At 42.0% G+C, this 24,282-nt stretch carries 25 protein-coding genes; 21 read left to right on the forward strand and 4 right to left on the reverse strand.

What is annotated here, in order from left to right; translation table 11 throughout:
• Nucleotides 1-30: 30 nt before the first annotated feature.
• The gene (locus Q4486_RS13515; RefSeq protein WP_303519788.1) at nucleotides 31-585 is read right to left on the reverse strand and encodes a phasin family protein; all 555 of its coding nucleotides are present in this window, start codon (nucleotides 583-585) and stop codon (nucleotides 31-33) included.
• A gap of 404 nt (nucleotides 586-989) precedes the next feature.
• On the opposite strand from Q4486_RS13515, the gene Q4486_RS13520 reads away from it, so the two are divergent.
• The 10 genes from Q4486_RS13520 to Q4486_RS13565 all read left to right on the forward strand — a co-directional run bounded on the left by Q4486_RS13520 (nucleotide 990) and on the right by Q4486_RS13565 (nucleotide 11,955).
• On the forward strand, nucleotides 990-3,911 hold the full coding sequence (locus Q4486_RS13520; protein ID WP_303519789.1) for an insulinase family protein: 2,922 nt from the start codon (nucleotides 990-992) through the stop codon (nucleotides 3,909-3,911).
• A gap of 107 nt (nucleotides 3,912-4,018) precedes the next feature.
• On the forward strand, nucleotides 4,019-4,891 hold the full coding sequence (locus Q4486_RS13525) for a DMT family transporter (protein ID WP_303519790.1): 873 nt from the start codon (nucleotides 4,019-4,021) through the stop codon (nucleotides 4,889-4,891).
• A 164-nt stretch (nucleotides 4,892-5,055) separates the two neighbouring features.
• The gene (gene raiA / locus Q4486_RS13530) at nucleotides 5,056-5,430 is read left to right on the forward strand and encodes a ribosome-associated translation inhibitor RaiA (RefSeq protein WP_303415134.1); all 375 of its coding nucleotides are present in this window, start codon (nucleotides 5,056-5,058) and stop codon (nucleotides 5,428-5,430) included.
• A gap of 175 nt (nucleotides 5,431-5,605) precedes the next feature.
• Nucleotides 5,606-6,103 carry a GNAT family N-acetyltransferase gene (locus tag Q4486_RS13535; protein WP_303415133.1) on the forward strand — a complete coding sequence of 166 codons (498 nt, stop codon included), beginning with the start codon at nucleotides 5,606-5,608 and terminating at the stop codon, nucleotides 6,101-6,103.
• Between the two features lie 253 nt (nucleotides 6,104-6,356).
• Nucleotides 6,357-7,040 (forward strand): TIGR00153 family protein, encoded by a 684-nt coding sequence (locus tag Q4486_RS13540; protein WP_303415131.1) that lies wholly within the window; start codon nucleotides 6,357-6,359, stop codon nucleotides 7,038-7,040.
• Nucleotides 7,041-7,057: 17 nt separating this feature from the next.
• The gene (locus Q4486_RS13545) at nucleotides 7,058-8,323 is read left to right on the forward strand and encodes an inorganic phosphate transporter (protein WP_303415130.1); all 1,266 of its coding nucleotides are present in this window, start codon (nucleotides 7,058-7,060) and stop codon (nucleotides 8,321-8,323) included.
• Nucleotides 8,324-8,488: 165 nt separating this feature from the next.
• A complete protein-coding gene (locus tag Q4486_RS13550; RefSeq protein WP_303519792.1) occupies nucleotides 8,489-9,922 on the forward strand; it encodes an aspartate kinase in 1,434 nt (477 codons plus the stop codon).
• 206 nt (nucleotides 9,923-10,128) lie between these two features.
• Entirely contained in the window at nucleotides 10,129-10,803 is a 675-nt protein-coding gene (gene bluB / locus Q4486_RS13555) for a 5,6-dimethylbenzimidazole synthase (protein WP_303519793.1), read from the forward strand.
• Between the two features lie 180 nt (nucleotides 10,804-10,983).
• On the forward strand, nucleotides 10,984-11,265 hold the full coding sequence (locus Q4486_RS13560) for a peptidylprolyl isomerase (RefSeq protein WP_303519811.1): 282 nt from the start codon (nucleotides 10,984-10,986) through the stop codon (nucleotides 11,263-11,265).
• Between the two features lie 198 nt (nucleotides 11,266-11,463).
• Complete coding sequence (locus Q4486_RS13565; RefSeq protein ID WP_303415123.1) at nucleotides 11,464-11,955, forward strand: DUF1499 domain-containing protein; 492 nt, start codon at nucleotides 11,464-11,466, stop codon at nucleotides 11,953-11,955.
• A gap of 43 nt (nucleotides 11,956-11,998) precedes the next feature.
• Here Q4486_RS13565 and Q4486_RS13570 read toward each other — a convergent pair whose 3' ends face one another.
• The 3 genes from Q4486_RS13570 to Q4486_RS13580 form a co-directional block, all read right to left on the reverse strand.
• Entirely contained in the window at nucleotides 11,999-12,544 is a 546-nt protein-coding gene (locus Q4486_RS13570) for a hydrolase (protein ID WP_303415122.1), read from the reverse strand.
• Nucleotides 12,545-12,571: 27 nt separating this feature from the next.
• Nucleotides 12,572-13,186 (reverse strand): DUF2889 domain-containing protein, encoded by a 615-nt coding sequence (locus tag Q4486_RS13575; RefSeq protein ID WP_303415120.1) that lies wholly within the window; start codon nucleotides 13,184-13,186, stop codon nucleotides 12,572-12,574.
• A 177-nt stretch (nucleotides 13,187-13,363) separates the two neighbouring features.
• A complete protein-coding gene (locus tag Q4486_RS13580; RefSeq protein WP_303415119.1) occupies nucleotides 13,364-14,581 on the reverse strand; it encodes an EAL and HDOD domain-containing protein in 1,218 nt (405 codons plus the stop codon).
• A 164-nt stretch (nucleotides 14,582-14,745) separates the two neighbouring features.
• On the opposite strand from Q4486_RS13580, the gene ylqF reads away from it, so the two are divergent.
• The 11 genes from ylqF (at nucleotide 14,746) to Q4486_RS13635 (ending at nucleotide 24,039) form a co-directional block, all read left to right on the forward strand.
• Nucleotides 14,746-15,654, forward strand: coding sequence for a ribosome biogenesis GTPase YlqF (gene ylqF, locus Q4486_RS13585; RefSeq protein WP_303415118.1), 909 nt, complete (start codon nucleotides 14,746-14,748; stop codon nucleotides 15,652-15,654).
• A complete protein-coding gene (locus Q4486_RS13590; RefSeq protein ID WP_303415117.1) occupies nucleotides 15,655-15,912 on the forward strand; it encodes a hypothetical protein in 258 nt (85 codons plus the stop codon).
• Between the two features lie 179 nt (nucleotides 15,913-16,091).
• The gene (locus Q4486_RS13595) at nucleotides 16,092-16,334 is read left to right on the forward strand and encodes a CDGSH iron-sulfur domain-containing protein (RefSeq protein ID WP_303519794.1); all 243 of its coding nucleotides are present in this window, start codon (nucleotides 16,092-16,094) and stop codon (nucleotides 16,332-16,334) included.
• A 74-nt stretch (nucleotides 16,335-16,408) separates the two neighbouring features.
• Entirely contained in the window at nucleotides 16,409-17,599 is a 1,191-nt protein-coding gene (locus tag Q4486_RS13600) for an NAD(P)/FAD-dependent oxidoreductase (RefSeq protein ID WP_303519812.1), read from the forward strand.
• Between the two features lie 450 nt (nucleotides 17,600-18,049).
• A complete protein-coding gene (locus Q4486_RS13605; protein ID WP_303519795.1) occupies nucleotides 18,050-19,036 on the forward strand; it encodes a thiamine pyrophosphate-dependent dehydrogenase E1 component subunit alpha in 987 nt (328 codons plus the stop codon).
• A gap of 50 nt (nucleotides 19,037-19,086) precedes the next feature.
• Nucleotides 19,087-20,109: an alpha-ketoacid dehydrogenase subunit beta gene (locus tag Q4486_RS13610; RefSeq protein ID WP_303415113.1), complete on the forward strand. Its 1,023-nt coding sequence runs from the start codon at nucleotides 19,087-19,089 to the stop codon at nucleotides 20,107-20,109.
• Between the two features lie 3 nt (nucleotides 20,110-20,112).
• Nucleotides 20,113-20,343 (forward strand): biotin/lipoyl-containing protein, encoded by a 231-nt coding sequence (locus Q4486_RS13615; protein ID WP_303415112.1) that lies wholly within the window; start codon nucleotides 20,113-20,115, stop codon nucleotides 20,341-20,343.
• Nucleotides 20,344-20,359: 16 nt separating this feature from the next.
• Nucleotides 20,360-21,043, forward strand: a complete 684-nt coding sequence (locus Q4486_RS13620; protein ID WP_303415111.1) for a 2-oxo acid dehydrogenase subunit E2 — start codon at nucleotides 20,360-20,362, stop codon at nucleotides 21,041-21,043.
• The gene (locus tag Q4486_RS13625; protein ID WP_303519797.1) at nucleotides 21,036-21,812 is read left to right on the forward strand and encodes a lipoate--protein ligase family protein; all 777 of its coding nucleotides are present in this window, start codon (nucleotides 21,036-21,038) and stop codon (nucleotides 21,810-21,812) included. The genes Q4486_RS13620 and Q4486_RS13625 overlap by 8 nt, the downstream gene beginning before the upstream one ends.
• Nucleotides 21,813-21,862: 50 nt before the next feature.
• Entirely contained in the window at nucleotides 21,863-22,441 is a 579-nt protein-coding gene (locus tag Q4486_RS13630) for a gluconate 2-dehydrogenase subunit 3 family protein (protein WP_303519798.1), read from the forward strand.
• A gap of 17 nt (nucleotides 22,442-22,458) precedes the next feature.
• On the forward strand, nucleotides 22,459-24,039 hold the full coding sequence (locus tag Q4486_RS13635) for a GMC family oxidoreductase (protein ID WP_303415107.1): 1,581 nt from the start codon (nucleotides 22,459-22,461) through the stop codon (nucleotides 24,037-24,039).
• Nucleotides 24,040-24,282: the final 243 nt, after the last annotated feature.

The raw sequence follows: 24,282 nt of genomic DNA on the forward strand, positions 1-24,282 counted from the left end.
GACTGTAACGTAGTCCCAAACGATCTATTCTTACTTAGCAGCCGTTTTAGGTGCAGCAGGCTTGCGTTTAGCAGGTGCTCTTTTAGCAGGTGCTTTCTTCGCAGGTGCTGCAGCAACCGGTTCAGCTTTTGCCGCTGGCGCTTCAGTTTTAGCTGCAGGTGCTTCAGCAACTGGCGCTACAGCAGCCGTTGCTTCAGTGATAGCTGCTGTAGTTGCTTCAGTAGCTTCTGTTATAAATTTGTTGAAATCAGATACATAAGGCATTTCGCTGATTTCAGAAAGGCTCTTCTCAACGATTCCAGAGATTTCTTCTTTTGCTGTAGTTAATGCAGCAAGTTCTTTTTCAGCGACTGAAGTCATTTTTACTTCTAAGTTTTTGAAAAATTGAACCTGAAGCTCAATAGCGTCTTTAGCATCTTTAACTTCTGAAAGTGCTTTTAGCTGAGCAACGCTTGAATCAACAAAGTCTGTTACGTATTCAGACTGAAGGGAAAACAAAGTTTCCAACGCTTTTTTATTTACTTCAGCAACATCAATCGCTGGTTGCATTTTTTCCTGGACGTCTTTCATCAGATCATCATACATGTTCAATTCCTCTGAGAATCAAAAATTAACTTTGTGCGTTGCAGCATTTGTATTCAATATAGTGATTAATAAATAACCTGTCAAATATTTTTTTGTGCAATGCACAAAAAAAGACTGTTTTTTGCTCTTTCTATTTTTATCTCTTTATAAACAATTAGATAGGTAATTCAAGGTGCTTTTCTGTGGGGGGTGATTGGTTGCTATAATGGCTATTAGCGCCCCTCTTAGACCTTAGTTTATTAAAGAGAGGCGAAGAATTATGCCTACTTAAGCTGTTCAAGGTTGTTCATCGTGGCTAATAGTCATTACAATCAATCAATAGGGTAGAGTTTGCTGTGTTTATTGCGTCAAAGCAGGATGCTTTACCGGTTTTAAGCTTGTCAGTAACGGGATCAATTTTTTTCATGACAATTATTCAGACTGCTCCAACCCCGCATAAGACTTTCGAATTTATCCGTACAGAAATAATAGAATCACTCGGGATTGATGTTACAGAGTATCGTCATACCAAAACGGGGCTTGCGCATTACCATATAGCAGCTGACCATACTGAAAATGTTTTCTTAGTTGGCTTGCGTACAGTTCCAGAAGATTCTAAAGGTGTTGCACACATCTTGGAGCATACCGCTTTGTGTGGCAGTGAGCGTTTTCCTGTACGTGACCCATTTTTTATGATGACACGGCGCTCTCTAAATACTTTTATGAATGCTATGACGAGTAGTGACTGGACGGCTTATCCTTTTGCAAGTCAAAACCGTAAAGACTTTTATAATCTATTAGATGTATACCTTGATGCTGTTTTCTTTAGTCGCTTAGATCAATTGGATTTTGAGCAAGAGGGGCATCGTGTCGAGTTTTCTGAACCTAACAATGCTGAATCGAATTTAGAATATAAAGGTGTTGTGTTTAATGAGATGAAAGGGGCGATGAGCTCGCCGGTTTCACGTTTATGGCAATCAGTGACAAAATACCTATTTCCAACCACGACCTATCATCATAACAGTGGGGGAGAGCCGGAAAGTATCCCTGATCTTACTTATGATGAACTGCTAGCATTCTATAAAACCCATTACCATCCGAGTAATGCGGTTATCATGACCTTTGGTGATATTCCAGCTGCGGATCTACAGGCTGTTATTGAAGATAAGGCGCTCTCTCGGTTTGAAAAACTAGATGAGACGATTGAGATACATGATGAAAAACGTTATTTCTCACCCTTACGTGTAGAAGAGGGGTATGAGTTAGATCAAGAGGATACAACAGGTAAAACGCATCATGTTCTGGCTTGGTTATTAGGTCAGTCCAATGACTTGGAAGCGCAGCTGAAAGCGCATCTTATGTCTCGAGTGCTTTTAGATAACAGCGCTTCTCCTTTGCGCTTTGCTCTAGAAACAACGGATCTGGGCAGTGCCCCTTCACCCTTATGCGGTTTAGAAGACTCTAATCGTGAAATGAGTTTTATGTGTGGTCTAGAAGGCAGTGAGCCGCAAGATGCAGATGCGTTTGAAGCTTTAGTCTTAAATGTATTAGCTGAAGTTGCAGAGAACGGCGTGCCGATCGCAATGTTGGAAGCTCAGTTGCATCAGTTGGAGCTTCATCAAAGAGAGATTAATGGTGATGGCTATCCTTATGGTATGAGCTTGTTAATGGCTTCTTTAGGCGCAGCTATCAATCGTGGTGATCCAATCGCTTTACTTAATCTTGATCCAGTTTTAGATAAGCTTCGTGAAGAGATTAAAGATCCTAATTTCATTAAAGGAATGGTTAAAGATCTATTAGATAATCCGCACCGTGTACGTTTAACCTTGCGCCCTGATAATCAATTGGCTGTGAAACGAGATTCGGCTGAAAAAGCGCAGCTTAATAAGATTAAAGCGAGCCTAAGTGAGGCTGAAAAACAGCAAATTATTGATCGTGCTGCTGCCCTTGAAGCAAGACAGAATCATGAAGATGATGAGTCTATTTTGCCTAAAGTTACATTAGCGGATGTGCCTGATGATATGTCAGTGCCTGAACCGACAGATGTAGCCTCTAAATTACCTTATGTGCGCTTTGATAGAGCAACGAACGGGTTAGTTTATCAACAGGTGATTATTCAACTTCCTGCGTTAGATCAGGAGGAGCAGCATCTATTACCTTTATATAGCCATCTACTTACAGAGCTAGGTTGTGGTGAACGTAGCTATCAAGAAAACCAGCAATATCAAACAGAAGTAACGGGTGGCATTCATGCTTTTGCTTCTGTGCGAGGTATGCCTGATGACGAACAAAATGTGAACGGCTATTTTACCTTATCAGGTAAAGCGCTTGTTTCTAAACAGACGCAGCTGACTGATCTTCTGAAAGAGACTTTAGCTTGCGCTCGGTTTGATGAGTTAGCACGTATTAAAGAGGTTGTATCACAGCAGCGAACACGAAAAGAACAAGGCATTACCGGCCATGGACATGCTTTAGCGATGATGGCTGCTACCTCTAAAATGAGTCCTGCTGCGGCGCTTGCCCAAGCAACAAAAGGACTTGAGTCTATACTTTTTTACAAGACCCTAGATGATGACTTAAAACAGGAGTCTGCACTTAAGTCTCTTGCTGAACGTTTAGGGCAGCTACATCAAAAAATTGCACAAGCACCTAAGCAGTTTTTGATGGTGGCTGAGGAGGAGCATCAAAACCAGCTGCAAGACTATTTAGAAAGTAGCTGGCAGTCATTAGCTGATAAACCTACTGGGCTGTTTAGTTTGCCAGCCTTGAGAGAGAAGGTTAAGCAGGCCTGGGTGACGAGTACACAAGTTAGCTTTTGTGCAAAAGCTTTTACTACAGTGCCCGTTGAGCACCCCGATGCCGCTGCGTTGACTGTGCTAGGTGATTTTTTACGCAATGGCTTTTTACATAGAGCTATTCGTGAGCGAGGTGGTGCTTATGGTTCGGGTGCAGGTCAGGATTCAGGAGATGCTGCTTTTAGGTTTTTCTCATACCGTGATCCTCGTTTAAGCGAAACCTTGGATGATTTTGATGCTTCAATAAAATGGCTGTTAGAAAGTGATCACGATGAGCAGAGACTGGAAGAAGCGATTCTAGGTGTGGTTAGTTCTATCGATAAGCCTGGTTCTCCAGCCGGAGAAGCTAAGCAGGCCTACCATAGTAGTTTGTTTGGTCGTACGCCAGAACAGCGTCGTAAAGTGCGCTCACGCATATTACAGGTGACTATTGATGATCTGAAACGTGTTGCAGAAACCTATTTACTTGATGCTGAAGCAAGTATAGCGGTTGTTACTAGCCAAGCTCAGGCAGATACGCTTGGATCTGACTTTGAGATCATCGAGGTTTAACGGCGCGGCGTAAGTGCCATATTGATAAATTAAGTGGCTGACGCTCGTTAAGTGATTACATTACCTACAGCCCCTAAATACAGGGGCTTTTTTGTTTGGCCATATATATGTCTACCAATCCGCTTTATCGTGGAGCGCTACTGATTATCCTATCGGAGTTTTTTTTAGTGCTCTCAGGGATGCTCATTAAACAATTAAGTGGTGAGTTACCAACCGAAGTAATTGTCCTTGCGCGTAACCTTTTTGCATTGTTACTTTTACTTCCTTGGTTATATAGTGTCGGTCTACGTCGCATTTATACTCAAAATGTACATTTACATTTTGCCCGTGCAGCAGTCGGCGTTACCGCAATGATGTGTTTGTATTATGCATGGGGAAATTTACCTTTGGCCGAAGCTGCCCTTATCAAACAAACCGCGCCTTTCTTTGTGCCTTTGATTGCTTTTTTCTGGCTAAGGGAGCGTATTGGTAACAGGGTTAAAATTGCCATTTTTATTGGTTTTTGCGGTGTCTTTCTTATTTTAAATCCTACCGACCAAACGATTAATATCGCTGTGTTAATTGCCCTGTTTGGTGCCATGTTAGGCGCATTGGCAAAAGTGATTGTCCGCCGGATGAGTATCAGTGAATCTCCGCAGCAGGTTGTTTTCTATTTTGCATTTTTTAGTACAGTGTTGGCGTTTGTTCCTGCGATACTTAATTGGGTAACGCCCTCATTGGCCGCTTGTGGGTGGCTCCTTTGTGTTGCTCTAACCTCAACCATTGCCCAGTTATTATTGAGTAAAGGCTACGGATTAGCGCCCGCTGGTCAGTTAGGGCCTTATACATACTCATCGGTTGTGTTCGCAGCTCTCTTTGGTTGGCTGTTTTGGCAAGAGGTGCTTGATCTAAATAGCATTATTGGTGTCGTTTTAATTATTAGCGCAGGTGTTCTTTCAGCTGTTTCTCGCAAAAATAAACAATCAAAAGCGGATAATTGAACAGAGAATGCTCAATTTTTTTGAAGAGATTAATTATTTTATCTAGATGTAAATAAAGTGCTTGTAATCCTCTGTGGGAGTGGTACTACTGTAAGTGTAGAGGGGATGTTGAAAAGCAGTTTAATTGAGTCCCCTAATAGCAACATTGCATTAAGGATTTACATATGAACATTAAAATCACTCACCGCAATGCTAAAGTTTCTGACAATATGAAAGATAAAGTAGAAGCGTGGCTAAACAACAGTCAGGAGCGTTATGAAGTTATTACTAGCGCCCATGTTATTTTGGAAAAAAATGATCGAGAGGAGTTAGCAGAAGCGACTATTCATATTGCGGGCAAAGATATATTTGCTAAAGCGAGCGCTGATAATTTATATGCAGCACTTGATACTCTAGCGGATAAAATTGATCGCCAGCTAGATAAAATTCATCAGAAAAATGTTAACAAGAAAGGTGTGCAGAAACCTGCAACAGAGTCTGCTGACGCCGAAACTTTTGATGAAGATTATGATGAAGAAGAGATGACACTCGTTCAATAAGATCAGTTATCTAGAGAGAATGCCCAGCTTAAGCTGGGCATTTTTGTATCTAGATCTAAATTTAAAGTGCTTAGAAAATCCTTTATTGTATTCCCTAGCTATTGTGACTTTGTAAGCTTTATATAAGGGCTTAATTTTGAAATCCACACATAGTTATTTATGAAGGTGTTTTGCCGTGAATTCAATCTCGTCTGATATTAAAGTGTTAAGTGTAAAAGCAGATGAATGGGATATTGTTTATCCTATGTGGGAACATTTAATCTGTGAACTACCGAGTTATCACTTCAATCCCTTTGGCAAACCGCTATTGGATGAACAGAGAGTCCATCTTAAAAGCACATTACAAGGGTGTTTAGCTAAAGATGAGGCCGAAGTGTGCGTTGCTGTTAATAAAAATAATGAAATATGCGGCACGATAGCCGTTATTCAAAACACGCAGCGGGGATATGATCAACCAGAGAGCGGGGTTCTTTTTAATCTTTGGGTTAATCCTCTCATGCGCCGCCATCAAATTGGTACCGCCTTGGTTAAGTACGCAAAGGAGTGGTTGCTGGCACAGGGAGCGACCTCTGTGCAAGTTGGTTGGCATCCTGATAATAGTATCGCTGCTTCTTTTTGGCTCAAGCAGGGATTTCGTCAGTATGAATGTATTGCGGCCACTTTTTTGAATTGAGCAGCACTAATTTGTGAGACTCTAGGTAAATAAGCTTATGTATATACATTGGTATGCTTTGCGAATGCAAGTTATGGGCTATGTATATCAGCTGTGTGTGTGAAATCAAAAAAAATCATTTTTTTGTCAATTAATTGCCAAATTGTCACAAAACTGTAATTACTCAGCGTAACAAATCCGTCATAATTCGCGCGCCTGAGCATTTTGTTTTTTCTGCTCAAAAATGTTTTTTCGACTCATTAGGGTGCGTTGTATGGTCTCCACCAATAATCCATTTTTGCAGATGTTTGCGCGTTCGCCGTTCAAACCTATGCAGGAACACATCGCTAAAGCGCAAGAATGTGCGATAGAGCTAATTCCTTTTTTTGAAGCTGTAATGGCTGATGATTGGGAAGAGGCTAAAAAAATTCAAAGAAAGATCGCCATACTTGAAGGCGATGCTGATGCAATGAAAAAAGAGATTCGCCAGAATCTACCGAAAAGCATTTTCCTACCGGTGCCTCGCACAGATCTATTAGAAGTTTTAAGAATGCAGGACAAGATTGCTAATAGGGCTAAAGATATCTCAGGCCTAATGCTTGGCCGAGAAATGTCTGTTCCTGCAATTATACAGTCGGATATGACGGAGTATGTTCGAGTTGCGCTTGAAACATCAGATCAGGCACTAACAGCACTTAATGAACTTGATGAACTGGTCAATAGCGGTTTTGGTGGCCATGAAATCAATGTGATTGAGAAGATGTTAGATCAATTAGATGCGTTGGAGCACCGTACTGATGAGCACGAGAGAGATATTCGTGCAAAGTTATTCAGTGTTGAGAAAGAGTTACCGCCAATTGATGTCATGTTTTTATATCAGGTGATTACTTTGATAGGTGATCTAGCTGATCGTGCTCAACAAGTCGGTAGCCGCTTGCAGCTACTCGTCGCTCGTTAATTCGGTAGGTTATTAGAATGGAAATTATTGCTCAGTACGGCGACATAATCGTTATTCTTGCATGCGTATTTGGTTTCTTTATGGCTTGGGGTGTTGGTGCAAATGATGTTGCCAATGCAATGGGTACTTCGGTAGGTTCAAGGGCGTTAACACTTAAACAAGCGATTATGATCGCGATTATGTTTGAGTTTTTGGGTGCTTATTTAGCCGGTGGCGCCGTTACGGCAACAATTCGTAAAGGTATTATCGACCCAGGTCTATTAGCAGGAACACCCGAGTTACTGGTGTTTGGTATGCTTTCAGCGCTTTTAGCTGCGGGTATCTGGTTACTGGTTGCAACGCATTTTGGCTGGCCCGTTTCCACAACCCATTCGATTGTAGGTGCCATCGTTGGTTTTGCTGCAGTGGGTATCTCTGTTGATGCGGTTAACTGGGGTAAGGTCACTAAGATTGTCGCAAGTTGGGTTGTTTCACCGGTTACCGCGGGTTTGATTGCCTTCTTCCTGTTTAGGAGTGTGCAACGCTTAGTTCTAGATACAAAAGATCCTTTTACAAATGCTAAAAAATATATCCCTTTTTATACTTTCCTAGTCGGATTTATGGTCTCTATGGTGACCTTCACTAAAGGCCTGAAACATGTAGGGCTTGATTTTAGTTGGACTGAGAGCGCGCTGGCATCATTAGGTATTGGGGTTGTCGTGATGTTAATCGGCATACAGATGCAGAAAAACATTCAACCTGACCCAGAAGCTGATCGTGACCATCACTTTGCGAGTGTTGAGAAGCTGTTTGGTATTTTGATGATGTTTACGGCCTGTGCTATGGCATTTGCTCATGGTTCTAATGATGTTGCCAATGCGGTTGGTCCTTTGGCTGCGGTCGTTGGGGTTGTTGCTGCAGGGGGGGAGGTGGCACAGAAAACGGCCATGCCTGTATGGATCTTGCTATTGGGTGGTGCAGGTATTGTTGCAGGGCTAATTATGTATGGCCATAAGGTTATTGCAACAGTCGGTAGTAATATCACTGAATTAACGCCAAGTCGTGGTTTTGCTGCCACTCTAGCAGCTGCAACAACCGTTGTATTCGCTTCAGGTACGGGATTGCCTATCTCAACTACGCATACTTTAGTAGGGGCCGTTTTAGGTGTTGGTTTAGCGCGAGGTATGGCCGCGTTAAATATGCGGATTGTAGGTACGATCTTTGTGTCTTGGGTTGTCACACTTCCCGCAGGCGCTGCTTTGGCTATTATGTTCTTCTTTATGTTTAAAGGTATATTTAGCTAAAGGTATAACCAGATTTAATAAAGCCCTGTAACTTAGTCGCTACAGGGCTTTTTTTGCTTAAGGTTTGAAAAAAAAGATCACAAAAAGATCATATTAATGTAAAATTTGTGCCCAATTTTTTCTTTGGCTAGACCCAAAGTCCAACCAGTAATATTCGGAAAAACGATGCATACAGTTGAGAAGATCGGCGGAACTTCAATGAGCCGCTTTGAGGAGTTGATGGACACTATTCTGGTGGGCAAACGCACAGCACCAGGGGAACTGTATAACCGAATTTTTGTTGTGTCTGCGTATGGAGGGATTACCAATTACCTTCTAGAGCATAAAAAAACAGGTGAACCTGGGGTTTATGCACGGTTCGCTAATGCTGAGTCTGAACAAGCTTGGGTTGATGAGCTAAATAAAGTTCAAGCGCGTATGGAAGAGATTAATGCTGAACTTTTTACCGATGCAGAGTTTGAGCGTAATGCCGCTGATAGCTTTGTAATCGAGCGTCTTAATGATGTTCGTGATTGTATGAAAAGCTTACATCACTTGTGTACCTATGGGCATTTTCAGTTAGAAGAACACTTGATGAAAGTGCGTGAGATGCTGGCCTCAATCGGTGAGGCTCACAGCGCATATAATTCGGTACTTGCCTTGCGAAAAGCAGGTATTAATGCACGTTTTGTTGATCTCACCGGTTGGCATATGGATCAGCCTCTTCCTTTTGAAGAGATGATTCAGCAGCAGTTTTCAGATGTTGATATTGCAAGTGAAATGTTGATAGCGACAGGTTATACGCATTGCGAAGAAGGGTTAATGAAAACCTTTGATCGTGGTTACAGTGAGATGACGTTTAGTATGATCGCTACAGTAACCGGTGCGAACGAAGCGATTATTCATAAAGAGTATCATCTAAGTTCGGCGGACCCTATGTTGGTTGGGCCTGATAATGTGATGACTATAGGTGCAACTAACTATGATGTGGCTGATCAGTTATCGAATCTAGGTATGGAGGCGATTCACCCTAAAGCGGCCAAAGGTCTACGCCGTAATGGCGTAAAATTGCGTATTAAAAATGCATTTGAGCCTGAACATGAAGGGACAATAATTAGCCAGGAATATCATAGCGATACACCTCGTGTTGAGATTGTTGCTGGGCGTAAAGATGTTTTTGGCATTGAAATATTTGACCAAGAGATGTTGGGTGATGCTGCTTATGATATTGAGATATCTAAACTGCTTTCACAACTGAAGCTTTATGTGATTAATAAAGATGCCGATGCTAACAGTATTACCTATTATGTAGGTGGCTCTCGTAAAATGGTTAATCGTGCCACACGTCTTATGGAAGAGATGTATCCCGAAGGTCAGATTCGCTTACATAATTTGGCTATAGTGTCTGCTATAGGCTCTCATATGAAAGTAAAAGGTATTTTGGCTCGTACTGTTAGTGCATTAGCAGAAGCAGGCATCAATGTGATGGCATTACATCAATCTATTCGTCAGGTTGAGATGCAATGTGTGGTTTCTGAGGAAGACTATGAGCAAGCGGTGATAGCGTTGCATGCGGCATTGATTGAACAGAGTGGCTCTACAATAAATTCTGCGGCTTAAGTTATTTAGGATTAAGTAATCTAGACTGTAGTTGCAACCGATTGAGAAATTTTAACAGGCTTGGATCTAGCTTATCGTTAGGCCCAAGCCTGTTTTTCTATTTTATTGAAGATGAAGTAGTCTTAAGTTTCTTGCCTAATGTATAGGTTTTCTATTATTAATAGCTATTATCCTGTGAGTTTATATAACTTATACCGAGTGATTTAATGCCTTCCAATAATGATCAGAAGCAGCAGAATATAACACCGCAAGCACGGGAGCATTTTTATGATGTTTTATATGGACGTCGTGATGTCCGTGGCCAGTTTCTAGCTGATGAGATCCCTGATGATGTATTAACCAATATATTACATGCGGCTCACCATGCGCCTTCTGTTGGTTTATCTCAGCCTTGGAACTTTATTCTTATTCGTGATCCGCAAAAGCGGCAGAAAATTTATGAAGCTTTCGTTTCCGCTAACGATGAAGCGGCACAGATGTTTGAAGGTGAACGCCGTAATAAATACCAAAGCCTAAAGCTACAGGGAATCCTTGATACTCCACTTAACGTTTGTATTACATGTGATCGTGAACGGGGTGGACCTGTGGTTTTAGGTAAAACTCATCAAGTTGAGATGGATCTATATAGTACGGTGTGCGCCGTTCAAAATTTTTGGTTGGCTGCGCGTGCTGAAAATGTGGGTGTGGGATGGGTTTCAATTATAGAAAAAGAAACCCTTAGTGAACTTTTGAATTTACCGGATAGCGTTGTGCCTGTAGCTTACTTATGCGTAGGTTATGTTTCTGAGTTTTTAAAAAAACCTGAGCTTGAGCTGGCTGAGTGGGAAAAGCGAACGCAGCTAAAAGAGATGATTTTTACAGACTCTTGGGGAATTACGTAAACATTATGTTGTTTGCTTTTGACTAGTCTGTCCACTCTTAATAATGGGTAAAGAGGAAAAGTGCATCTCTATTACTGTGCTAAAACGGTTTATTTTAAACTCCAGAACAGTTGTGACTGGACTAAGTTTAGGTAGGCAGGTAGTGTTCTCAAAACTGAATATTAAAATAGGAGTTAAATGATGACTCGCGCAACTGCACGTCACATTTTGGTCGATACTGAAGAAAAATGTAACCAGCTTAAAGCTGAAATTGAGTCAGGTACTGACTTTGCTGAAGCCGCAAAAAAACACTCTACATGCCCGTCTGGTGGTGAGGGTGGAGATTTAGGCTCTTTTGGCCGTGGTCAGATGGTTCCTGAGTTTGATATAGCTGTATTTACAGGTGATGTCGGTGTTGTTCAAGGCCCTATTAAAACTCAGTTTGGTTACCACCTTCTTGAAGTAACTAGCCGAGACGATTAAGTCGTCCGCATTTGTAAAAAAGAGCATTGAGTGATTAGTGCTCTTTTTTTGTATCTAATTATTGCTACTGAGTCTGTCTAGGCTCCTTCTTGTGAAGAATAAACTTATTAAATTAGTTATACCTGTGTGGGTGGAGCTGGTATCTTAGGCCTATATGCAGGGGAAGCCCTTTACATGTAAAAAGTGGTATCGACAGGAATGATAGGGAAGCATCTTTATAAAATGGAATGGATTGCAGCAGTCCTAGTTATAGCAGTTTTACTGATCTTTGGTTTTATGTCGATGGCCTCAAAAGAAGGCAGGGCAGTCGGTTTGGTAGAGGGGCGTTTGGCACCTTGTGAGTCTAAGCCTAACTGTGTCTGTTCAGAGTATCCTGAAGATAAAAATCATTTTGTCGCGCCTTTTGTGATCCCCGCACAGGTTGATAGTATTGAGTCTTTAAGTCTTCTGGTTAAAAACCTTGTTACTGAGGTTGGCGGAGACGTTCAATTAGAATCTTATACTTACATTTCTGCTATTTTTACTAGCTCCTTATGGGGTTTTGTTGATGATTTTGAGGTGCGTATAGATATGGATACTCGGGAAATTAACTTCCGTTCGGCCTCACGTGTTGGGCATTCGGATCTAGGGGTCAATACAAAACGGGTTGAACGGTTCGTTGAGTTACTCGAGGAGCGTATAGGGCGGTAAAATTAGCCAATCTAGTGTGTAACGTGATTGGCTAAGTATAAGCCTATCTTAGGTAGTTTTTACTGATCTCTCTAAACGTATCTGTTCCTGCTTTTTGCATCCATTCAAATGCAACCATTTCTCGGCTTACAATATATATACCGCACTGACGCATGCGTTCTAATGCTAACGCTTTGTCTTTAGGATCCCTTGACGATACACAATCCGCCACAACGTAGACTTCTCTTGCTTGCTGCTTTAATTGAATCGCTGTTTGTAAAACACAAACATGGGCTTCCATACCAACAATAACGACCTGGTTTGGGCGTAGTGCGTTAATTTTTTCATTGCAGCTAGGTTCTGACATGCAGGAAAAGTGTACTTTTTCCATTATGCCTTCTTCAGGAATAAGTTCCGCAATCTCAGGTATTGTGTGTCCTAAGCCTTGAGGGTATTGCTCGGACGTTAAAATAGGCACGTTAACTTTAGCGGCTATCTCGGTTAACCAGCGGGTATTTTTGATGAGTTCAGTTGGTTCATTAATTGCTGGGACTAATTTATCTTGAATATCGACAATCAATAGACATGATTTGTTTGGATGGATCAGCATAATTAAGTCTCATGTAACGGTTATTAGTTAAAACTCATCAGTTGATTCTGTTGTTTTGACTGAGTTTGTAGGAATTATTTTATTATTATCATGCTCATAAAAATGAGGCCAGTACTCTTTGACTACAGGGCCATTCGCCGCAAGTGCATGGCAGGTATCTAGCATAGGTGGCTTTTTGTCGCCATCTTGCCAGAAGTTTTCTGCTAATTCACGTTCTTGGTGAGTTGCTTGGAAGGCCGTTGTTGCTAAAGGTCCAAGTAGTTCAAGCAGGTGAGTGCATCCCCCGCGCCCAGAAAATAGTGATTTTATTTTACCTGTAAAGCCTCGTGCTATTTGCAGCCCAATAAGTTGCTTATAGGCTTCGGTAATCTGTTTACAGCCACTGAAGGGGGTGTAATCCATTGAAGCGACCGCATCTAGTATATTGAGATCCATATCGATGGTGATACGTACAGACATCCCATGCAAAGGCTCACCAGGAGGAATGATGCCATTTTCCCTGTCTTTATAATCCATGCTAAATGTTTTTGTATCGATGAGATGGGCTTCAATGTCCCATAAACCGTCTTCACGTTTAAAACCTTCACAAATAACGCGGCGGGTGTGTTTGAGTGAACGGGCAGAGGCTATAGGTAATGGCATAAATAGATAAACACTATGGTCTGACAGTCTATTGCACGACTGTTGAGGAAGTTACTTAGTTATTTTAAAACTTATTCAGGTTGAAAACATTATAAACTTTGGCGTGCGGCTAAAGGCAATAAAAAAGGCAACACTCTGTTGCCTTAAATAGATAATCTAAATATAGACAAAGTCCGTCTATTCATACATTGCTTGCATGGATTCCTGAGTCCATTCGAGGCTAGCTCGATAAGCTTTGTCGTAAATATTGCCATCTAAGTCAGGTGGCAGTAAATCCCAATCACCATTCTCATAGTTCACAACATTACGTAGTACTGCACCTATAGGACCTTGACCTAAACTAACCGCTTCTTTTATATCATCGCCAAGAGGTACTTGTTCCAGCATTGTCTCGCGCTCAATGTCGAGCATTGCATGAAGACCTGACATCATTCCCGCCATAAAGTAACTTCCATAGTTACTTAGTTTAGCTGCACGGGCTACCTCCTCACACATTCTCCCACGAATAAGCAAGCTTCTTGATAGTTCTTCAGGTTTATCTTGGTTTGAAGACATTGCGATCAAGGTTGCCCATTTTTTGACTTGTTCTAAACCAAGGAGAACGATGGCTTCCGCGATGGACTCAACTTGACGCACTAAACTATAACCCGCTGAATTGACTATGCGCAGCAACTTATAAGTTAATGCTGGGTCCCTCATTATTAACTCTTCTAATTTTTCTGGTGTAGCTTTAGGGCTTTGCAGCTCTTGTATTAATTGCATTAGCGCAACTTGGCTACCTTGTATCTTTTTGCCTTTGACAACTTTAGGTCTGCTTAAAAAATGCCCTTGGAAAAGCTTAAAACCTAATTCAATACAAGTTTCTAATTCTTCATGGGTTTCGATTTTTTCAGCAAGTAAAGTAACTTTATGTTTTTTAAGTTCTTTTACCTGTTCGCGTACTTGATCCATACTTAACTCATAAACATCAATTTTGACTATATGAGCAAGTTTTAATAATTCATCATATTTTGGACTATAGACAAAATCGTCCATAGCTATTCTGTAGCCTTCAGAATGTAATTTTTGGACTGCGCTTAGTACTTCTTTATCAGGCTCAATATCTTCAAGTATCTCAAGCACTATATATTTTTTAGATACCTCGGGAAGGCGCTGTTCTACCAATATGTCGCGTGTAAGATTGATAAACGCAGGTACCCGTTTAAGCTCGCCAGAATCAGAAATACTGGTGTAGGCATTAAGAATGACTTCACTGGTCGCTTCAGAGTTTGCGAATAGAGCGTGTCCCTGAGCATCTTCAGTCCGGTATAAGAGTTCGTAAGCAACAACTTTTTGATTCCGGTCAAAGATAGGCTGTCGAGCCATTAAGACTTGTGAGTTTTCTATTTGATCCATAAATGTAGGTCATCCCTATCTATCGGCATAATGTGATCAGGTTATATATTCAGTGTAGCCTGCTTATTATATCTTTAGGGAAAATTATTGCTCTTTATTTCTTTTAAGCTAATTAAGACTCCATACAGTATAATGCGGGACTTTAATTTTATCAGGGTTTGTTGATGAGTATAAATTGGTTTCCGGGGCATATGCATAAAGCTCGGAAAGAGATCGCTAGCGTAATGGATGAAGTTGATGTGATTATTGAGGTAATCGATGCACGGCTGCCACAATCTAGTGAAAATCCGTTGGTTAATACGCTTCGTAAAGGCAAACCTAGATTAAAATTACTGAATAAGAGCGATCTGGCGGATGAAAAACGTACACAGGAATGGCTTGAATATTTTAATAATCAGCCAGAAACTAAGGCGGTGGCACTCGATTACACTCAGAAAAAATTAATTAACCGTATCGCCGATATTTGTAAGCAGATGGTGCCTTCGCGGTCTAATTCTGATCGCCCTGTACGTGCTATGATTATGGGGATTCCCAATGTTGGAAAATCTACATTAATCAATGCCTTGTTAGGTAGGAAGATTGCTAAAGTTGGAAATGAGCCGGCTGTTACTAAAACTCAGCAGCGATTTACAACACAAAATGGCATGGCGCTTTCTGATACACCGGGTTTTTTATGGCCTAAAATTGAAGATAAAGATTCAGGTTATCGTTTAGCTGCCAGTGGTGCGATAAAAGATACAGCGATAGAACATGAAGATGTAGCTATTTTTGTAGCGGGCTTTCTTCGGGATGATTATCCCGATCGTTTGATCGCGCGATTTAAATTTAAAGAAATGCCTGCTATTGCAGAAGATGTACTAGATGAAATAGGGCGTAGAAGGGGCTGTCTTCGTCCCGGCGGTATAGTTGACCGCAACAAAGCCTCGACGTTGCTTCTTAATGAGCTACGTTCAGGTAAGTTAGGACGAATTAGTTTTGAAACGGTTGAGGAGTGGACGGAAAAACGTCGCATTGCTGAACTTGAACGAATAGAAGCTGAGGCACTGGCTGCCGAAAGTGAAGGTAAAAAATAAATGGCACGTATTAAGAAAAGTCGTAAGGCTAAAGGGTTTATTGATGATTCAGGACCTAGTCGTAGAGAGCGATTAGCGGATCCGGAGAGCTATGATAGTCGCCGCCGTAGGGCCTTAGAGAAGAAAAAACGTCATCAGTCTGTCTATGAAAAGGAAAAAGAGCAAGCGAATGAGGGCGAGAGCGCTCAAGAGCAACGTAAAACGCGCTTAGCTGATAAGATCCGTAAATTGAATAAAGAGAAAGCTCAGGAAGATTAATTTCTCTGTTAGATAGCTCAACGTTATATAGCACTAAAGCGCATATTGGTTTGAAGTATTCCTTCAAATCCTATGCGTTTTTTTAAATCTATAGCCAGCAATATTTGCTCAATGGACATTGCTCTTCTACGGTTAGGTAATCGTTAAGAAGCCTTCTGATTAAGAAAGGAGAGTATCTCATGACTCATTCACCTGTTCATTCTGCGGGGAATTCACCGATTAAAACAGCATTACAAGCGGGCAAAACCTATGCTTGGTGTGCTTGCGGACGTTCAATGAAACAACCTTTCTGTGACGGTTCCCATCAGGGAACAGGGATTGATCCAGTTATCTTTACCGCTGAAGTTGAGGGGGATGTTTGGTTATGTCTATGTAAAAAGGCCAACACCGCTCCCACTTGCGATGGTAGTCATAAAAAATAACCTGCGAATTAGCACTATGCTAAACTAACGCGCTTTAAACCTTCACTTATTAGGTTGATTTAGGGGTGAGCGCGTTGTTGTATGATGTTGTAATTATTGGTGCTGGTGCATCGGGATTGATGTGCGCTGCAACAGCCGGTTATCGAGGGCGATCAGTACTTGTTTTAGAGCATACGGCGAAGATTGGTCGTAAAATTCTTATGTCCGGTGGTGGACGCTGTAACTTCACCAATATGCATAATTCCCCAGCTAATTTCATCTCCCAGAATCCCCATTTTTGTAAATCCGCCTTGAGTCGTTATAAAGCACAAGATTTTATCGACCTTGTGGATCGTCATGGGGTTGAGTATCACGAGAAGACCTTAGGCCAGCTTTTCTGCAATGAGTCCAGTAAAGAGATTCTTCAGCTGTTATTGACTGAGTGCGAATGGGCCGGTGTTGAGATAAAAACAGAAACAACAGTGGCTTCTGTAGAGCAAAACGCTAATGGTTGGGTTTTAAAAACGTCCAATGGGAACATAAATGCTGAATCTGTTGTGATTGCGACAGGTGGGCTGTCGATCCCTAACGGTGGCGCGACCAGCTTTGCATATGATCTGGCCGAGCAGTATTCACTTCAGGTACTGCCGCGCGTCGCTTCATTGGTACCTTTTACTTTGCAGCCAAAAGATAAAGAGATACTGAAAGAACTGTCTGGCGTATCTCATTTAATCCAAGCAAGTGTGACTGATAAAAAAGGCATCAAAACTAGCTTTATTGAGATGATGTTGTTTACTCATCGAGGCTTGAGCGGGCCCGCGATTTTACAAATTTCTAACTATTGGCATCCCGGTGATGATGTTGAGTTAGACCTGTTTCCTGAATTGGATCTACTAGAATGGCTAAAAGAGCAGCGTAGTGCACGTCCAAAGGCGGAAATAACCACTATCATGGCTCAACAAATGAGTAAACGTATGGCGCAAATTTTATGTGCCAAGTTTGAATTAAGTGGGGTAATGGGCTCGTTTTCTAATAAGCAGCTCGAGATGATCAATGAGGCTTTTCGTCGTTGGACGATTAAACCTTCAGGTACAGAAGGCTATAGAACGGCTGAGGTTACACTGGGTGGTATCGACACTAATGAGATCAATCAAAAAACAATGGAAGCGAAAAAAGTACCAGGACTTTATTTCATTGGAGAGTGTTTAGATGTTACGGGTCATCTAGGGGGGCATAATTTTCAATGGGCATGGGCTTCGGGGTTTGCCGCAGGGCAAGTGGTTTAAGTGTATTGAATCCTGAGTTAATGCCGCTTGTCATTATAAGCCTTGGATCTGTTATGGTCTGGGTCAATTATCATATTAAAAATAGATTAACTTCAACTCATCAATCGTTCTTATCGCTACTTGAGTGATAAATGGGGAAGGGTTATTAAGTCGTTTTTATGACTTGTTATCCCTAGCCTTAATAAAATGAGCCTCGTCTTAAGTCGTCTTTAAACGACCTTGTTTATCTTTTGTACAATGTGCGTTTTTGTGTGCCAACCCCTTTGGAACACAGTGTCGCACTAACTGTGTCAGCTTCTTTTCTTCAGTCAATTCTTAACGCTATATATTTAATTTATCCTTTATAAATCAACATCTTATTTAATTTAAATGCTTATGGCATGACGTTTGCCTTGGTTAGAGTAGATGTTATTGCGTTGTTAAACAGTATTGAATATTTGGGAGCTTGAGATGATACCTAGCCAAGAACAAGAAAAATGGATGTATAAACACATGCTCATTAGCCGTTTTTTTGAAGAAGCTATTGAGAAGATCTATATGGAGGGAAAATCTCCAGCTTTCAACATGGCTAATGGCCCCATTCCCGGTGAGATGCATCTTTCTAATGGCCAAGAACCTTGCGCAGTGGGTGTGTGCGCACATCTAAATGCTGAAGATGTAGTGACTTCTACCCACCGTCCCCACCATGTTGCGATTGCTAAAGGTGTTGATCTTAAGGGGATGGCTGCTGAGATATTTGGCAAAACAACAGGGTTAAGTGGTGGCCGTGGCGGTCATATGCATATTTTTGATCCGGCGGTTAATTTCTCTTGCTCAGGCATTATTGGTCAAAGTGTTGGTCCTGCGGTCGGTGCCGCTTTATCACGTGTAATGCAGCAGAAAAGCGGTATTGCTGTTGCTTACTTAGGTGAAGGGGCTGCGAACCAAGGCGCTTTTCACGAAGCTCTGAATATGGCGGGTGTGTGGAAGTTACCTGTTATTTTTATTATTGAAGATAACTCTTGGGGTATCTCTGTATCTAAACGAGCAAGTACGGCTATTGAGCGTAACTCCGATCGTGCCTCTTCCTACGGTATGCCGGGTGAGTTTATTCCTGGTAATGATCCTATCGCAATTTTCAAAACGGTTGGCCTAGCGGTTGATCGTGCTCGCAGTGGTTTAGGTCCTACGTTGATTGAAATTGAAACCTCTCGTCTTGCCGGCCACTTCATGGGTGATGGTGAAGCTTACCGTCCTGCTGGTGAAAAAGAAGCCCTAATGAAGGTTGACCCCATTCCGGTCATGAAAGAGCGTTTGGCTGAAGTGTATAGCTGGACAGATGAGGATGATGCACAGCTAGTGGCAGATGCGCATAGGGTTGTTGATGAGGCGATCAAATTCGCACGAGATAGCGAGTACCCAGCGCCTGAAGAAGCGATGGAAAAAGTGTTTGTCTAAGGCGATATGTGAAAGCCCTTCAGGTCAGGACTAAGGTTTAGGAGATAGAGATGACTCAAGTAAAAGAAAAAGAACGTAAGTTAACGATCGCTCGCGCAATGGCTGAAGCAATTGCCCAAGAGATGCGTACCGATGAAAAAGTATTTGTTATGGGTGAAGACATCGGTGAGCTCGGCGGTGTATTTGGTAATACGCGTGGATTGTATAAAGAGTTTGGTCCAGTACGTGTTCGTGATACACCCATTTCTGAAACTGCCTTTATCGGTGCAGCAGTCGGTGCAGCATCAGATGGAATGAAGCCTGTTGTGGAATTGATGTTTGTCGATTTCTTTGGTGTGTGCTTTGACGCTATCTACAACATGATGGCAAAAAACACTTATTTCTCCGGTGGTAATGTCACTGTGCCAATGGTGTTAATGACATCCACAGGGGGAGGGTATTCCGATGCGGGTCAGCATTCTCAGTGTGTGCATGCAACGTTTGCCCATCTGCCTGGTATGAAAGTAGTGGCTCCTTCCAACGCTTATGATGCGAAAGGAATGATGATCGCGGCTATCCGAGATCCTAATCCCGTTGTTTTCATGTTCCATAAAGCCCTACAGGGGATGGGTTGGTTAGGTACAGAGAAGGATGCCATTGTTCATGTGCCTGAAGCCGATTACGAAGTGCCGTTAGGTAAGGCCGTTGTTACGCGTCCGGGTACTGATGTGACAATTGTTGGTATTACTTCCGGTGTTCACTATGGCTTAAAAGCCGCACGAATTTTAGAAGAACAGGGTGTCAGTGCTGAAGTACTTGATCTGCGCTCTTTAGTGCCACTAGATCGTGAAGCGGTTATTGAGTCAGTGACGAAAACAGGTCGCTTGATTGTTGTCGACGAGGATTATCACAGTTATGGCATGACGGGCGAGATTATCGCAACGGTTGTTGAAGCCGGTGTTCCGTTGAAAGCTCCACCACAACGTGTTGCTTATCCTGATATCCCAATTCCGTTTACACCGCCTATGGAACAGTGGGCGCTGCCAAGCCCAGAAAAAATTATCGCAGCTTTTAACAAAATGAAGGAAGTATAAAAAATGACTGATGTAATCGTTCCAGTAGATCTATGGGAAGAAGACTCTGAAGCAGTAATCACCTCCTGGTTAGCAAGTGATGGGGGTGATGTTAGTGAAGGCGATGTGATTGCTGAGCTAATGGTAGAAAAGATTCAGTATGAACTTCTAGCACCAGCAACCGGCAAACTTAGCCTCATTAGTGATGCTGATGATGTTGTTGAGAAAGGCCAGAAAGTTGCCACTATCGGGTAGGCTTTAGGAGGTCCAGATGACAGATACAGACGCAGATGCAATTAAAATAACGCCTCTTAAAGGCTTAAGAGGCATGATTGCTAATAATATGCGCCGCAGTCTTGATGAGGCGGCTCAGCTGACCCATCACGCTGTGTGCTCAGTTGAAAATATGTGGTTACGTAAAGAAAAAATGGCAGAACAGGGGATTAATATCTCTATAGAAGATCTGCTAGCCGATTATCTTGTTCGTGCGCTGAAGAAACATCCTACGATGAATGGGCGTATAGAAGATGGTGAAATTCGTGTTTACCGTAATATCGACTTGAGCTTTGCAATTGGATTACCGGGGGGGAAATTAATGGCTCCCGCTGTATTCGCTGCGGACCAGAAAGATATTAAAGAAAGAGCTTTAGCGCGGCGCGATGCGTTACATAGAGCGAAAACTGGCGGTCTTACTGTATCTGAAATGACGGGCGGTACCTTCACACTCACTAATATAGGTCGAAGCCGCGTTAGGTTTTTTACTCCGATCATCAATTTACCTCAATTGGCTATTTTAGGTGTAGGTGAAACTTACACTGAATTAGTGATTGATAATGGGCAGTTATCTGAAAAAAGAATGATGGGATTATCACTAACCTTTGATCATCGTGGTATTGATGGTGGTCCGGCTGCTGATTTCCTTTCTGATCTTTGTCAGGAAATTGAAAGTGAATAGCTTGGTAACGGCAAATTATAGGCGTATCGCTAAGATTAAAGTGTCTACGCCTATGCATATCTCTTCTGGATTGGATCTTGAGCACAGTTTATTAGATCAAGTCCTTAAGGGGGATATTGAATGTGGTTATGCGCTTTGGCGAAGTAAGCAAGCGCTGGTTGTGCCAAAAAGCGCAACCCATCGTGAGAACTTTGAGCAAGCTTGTGAGCTTTGTGCAGAACAGGAATGGCCTGTCGTTGTAAGAAGCACCGGTGGTGAGTTAACTCCTCAGAATGAAGGGTTTCTCAATCTCTCTATCGTCTTAAAGTGCAAGAAAGGTCAATTGAGTATTAAAGATAGCTACCAGGTTATCTGCCAAGCAATCATTCAGTGGTTAGCAGAGCAGAATATAGCAGGTAGTTGTTCATCTATTGATGGTGCATTTTGTGATGGTGACTTTAATGTTGTTGTTGGTGACCAAAAGCTTGTTGGTACTGCTCAGCGGTGGAAAAAAATTACAGATCCTGCAGTAAGAGAAGATGGCAGTGATATGGCTTTATTGATGCACGCCGTTATTTTATGTGATGGTGATTTACCGTCTATGTGGAATATATCCAACGCATTTTATAAAACCTGTAATTTGAAACCTTTCATAATCGCTAATAAACATATTTCGCTTTCTCAGATACTTAATCGTCGCGGGGAAGCATTCGTTATAAAAATGCTTGATAGCTTGGATCTGTCATTGGGTAAATATATCGATGACTTTTCTGAAAAGCATTTTAAATAAATGTTCAATGAACTTTTCTTTTTACTGTGAGGTAAAGAGTTGGAGGTATTATGAATAAAAATAAAAAATCATTATTTTCGTTTAGAAAATCTGACCAAGATGTTTCTGATACTCCTTGTTCCGATCGAAGAGAGTTTTTATCTAAATCGGGAAAATTGGCATTAGGTGCATCAGCTGTAATTGTTGGAGGTGGTTTGTTTTCTCCGAATAGCTTTGCAGCTAAGAAAATTGGTGCTGATGCTAACGAAACATTATTAAAACTAGCACGTGATATCTACCCTCATGATACGTTGGAAGATAAGTATTATGTGCAAGTCATGTCTCCAATGGCTGAATCTGCAGAAAAAGACCCTGAGCTTTTTAAGCTCTTAGTCGATGGCGTTAAATTGTTAGATAACACCTCAGTTGAAAAATATGCTGTGAGTTTCACCCAGATTGAAACTGAGCAAGAGCGTGTTGCTGTTCTCAAAATACTCGAGCCTACACCGTTCTTCCAGAAGATCAAAGGTGCCTTAATGATGGGTATCTATAACAACCCAGAGATATGGCCGCTTTTTGGTTTTGGTGGTTCTGCTTGGGAAAAAGGCGGTTATATCAACCGTGGTTATGATGCAGTTGATTGGCTTTGAGCAACGGGAGAATAAGTATGTCTGCAAAATTTGATTTAAATGATGATAGCTTAGTAGTAATCATAGGTTCTGGTGCTGGTGGCGGTACGTTAGCGAATGAGCTTGCGCAGAAAGGTATTCGTTCTGTTGTTCTTGAAGCGGGTAAGCGCTTTAAAATGGATGATATCGAAAACGATGAATGGAAGATGTTTGGAAAAATCTCATGGCTGGATAAACGCTATGTGGTCGGACCTGCACGTATTGCTGAAGATTTTCCAAACCTTCCCGCATGGATCGTTAAAGGGGTAGGGGGGGCCACTATGCATTGGGCCGGTGTCGCTATGCGTTTTCAAGAACATGAGTTCAAAATGAAAACGACTAATGGCACAGTTCCAGGTGCAAACGTTTTGGACTGGCCGGTGTCTTTGGAAGAGATGGAACCTTACTATGTTAAGGCTGAGAAGAAGATGGGTGTCTGTGGTACTGAGGCTACTGGTATGCCTTACCATGGAAAGAGTAGCCATTATAAAGTGGTTGCTGAAGGTGCTAAACGTATCGGTGCTAAATGTGATCAAGCAAAATTAGCGATCAATACAGAAGTACGAGATGGTCGTCCACCATGTCAAGTCAACGGTTTCTGTATGCAGGGCTGCCGTATCGGGGCCAAGTGGTCAACCATGTATACGGAGATTCCAAAAGCGGAAGCGACTGGTAATGTTGAAGTGCGTCCCCAGTCTATGGTATTGCGTATTGAACATGACAAAACGGGTAAGGTCACAGGTGTTCTATATGCTGATAAAGATGGCAATCAGCAACTGCAAAAAGCACGAATTGTTGCGGTAGCCGGTAACTCCATTGAGTCGCCTCGTATGCTACTTAACTCTGAATCATCTATGTTTCCTGATGGTTTAGCTAACTCTTCTGGTCAAGTGGGTCAAAACTATATGACGCATACTACCGGTGGTGTTTATGCAGAGTTTGAAAAGCCTGTACATATGTATAAAAGTACGGTGGTTCCCGGTATCGTGCATGAATGGAGTAATAATGATCCTACACGTGGGCACTTTGCTGGCTATGAGTTAGAGATTCTGCATTTAGGTTTACCTTTCATGTCTGCATTCCTGAATCCTGGCAAAGGGGGGTGGGGGCGCGAATTAGCGGATTCACTTGCTAATTACGGCAACATGGCCGGTTTTTGGATCTGTGGTGAGGATATGGCGGTAGAGTCAAACAACATAACGCTGCATGCAACTGAAAAAGATCAGTATGGTTTACCTGTACCTGTTGTTTATAAAACAGACCATATTAATGATACGCGTATGCGAAATCATGCGTACGATCGTTCAAAAGAGTTGTTTGATGCGGTAGGGGCCCTGAAAGTGAATAACTTACCGCCGTACCCTGCCAGCCATAATATGGGTACAAACCGTATGAGTGAGCATGCACGTGATGGTGTAGTTAACCGCTGGGGACAAGCTCACGATATTAAAAACCTGTTTGTATCAGACGGTAGTCAGTTCACCTCAAGTGGTACTGAAAACCCAACATTGACGATTGTTGCTTTAGCAATAAGGCAAGCAGATTACATCGCTGACCAAATGAAACGTAAAGAGATCTAACCCGTTCGGATTTGTAAAACGTTGTTACCCTTTAGCACGCCTTCAGGCGTGCTTTTTTATGCCAAAAATTTAGGCGGGTGTTAATCTAACCTTGGATTGAGGCGATGATACTTATCGCTTATCGCTTATCGCTTATCGCTTATCGCTTATCGCTTATCGCTTATCGCTTATCGCTTATCGCTTCATATTGATTTTTACCATAAGCCCAGAGGCATGTTGTTGGTTTGGCATCTGAGGTTAATA

Source organism: Neptuniibacter sp. 2_MG-2023 (genome assembly GCF_030547495.1).
Classification (GTDB): Bacteria; Pseudomonadota; Gammaproteobacteria; order Pseudomonadales; family Balneatricaceae; genus Neptuniibacter.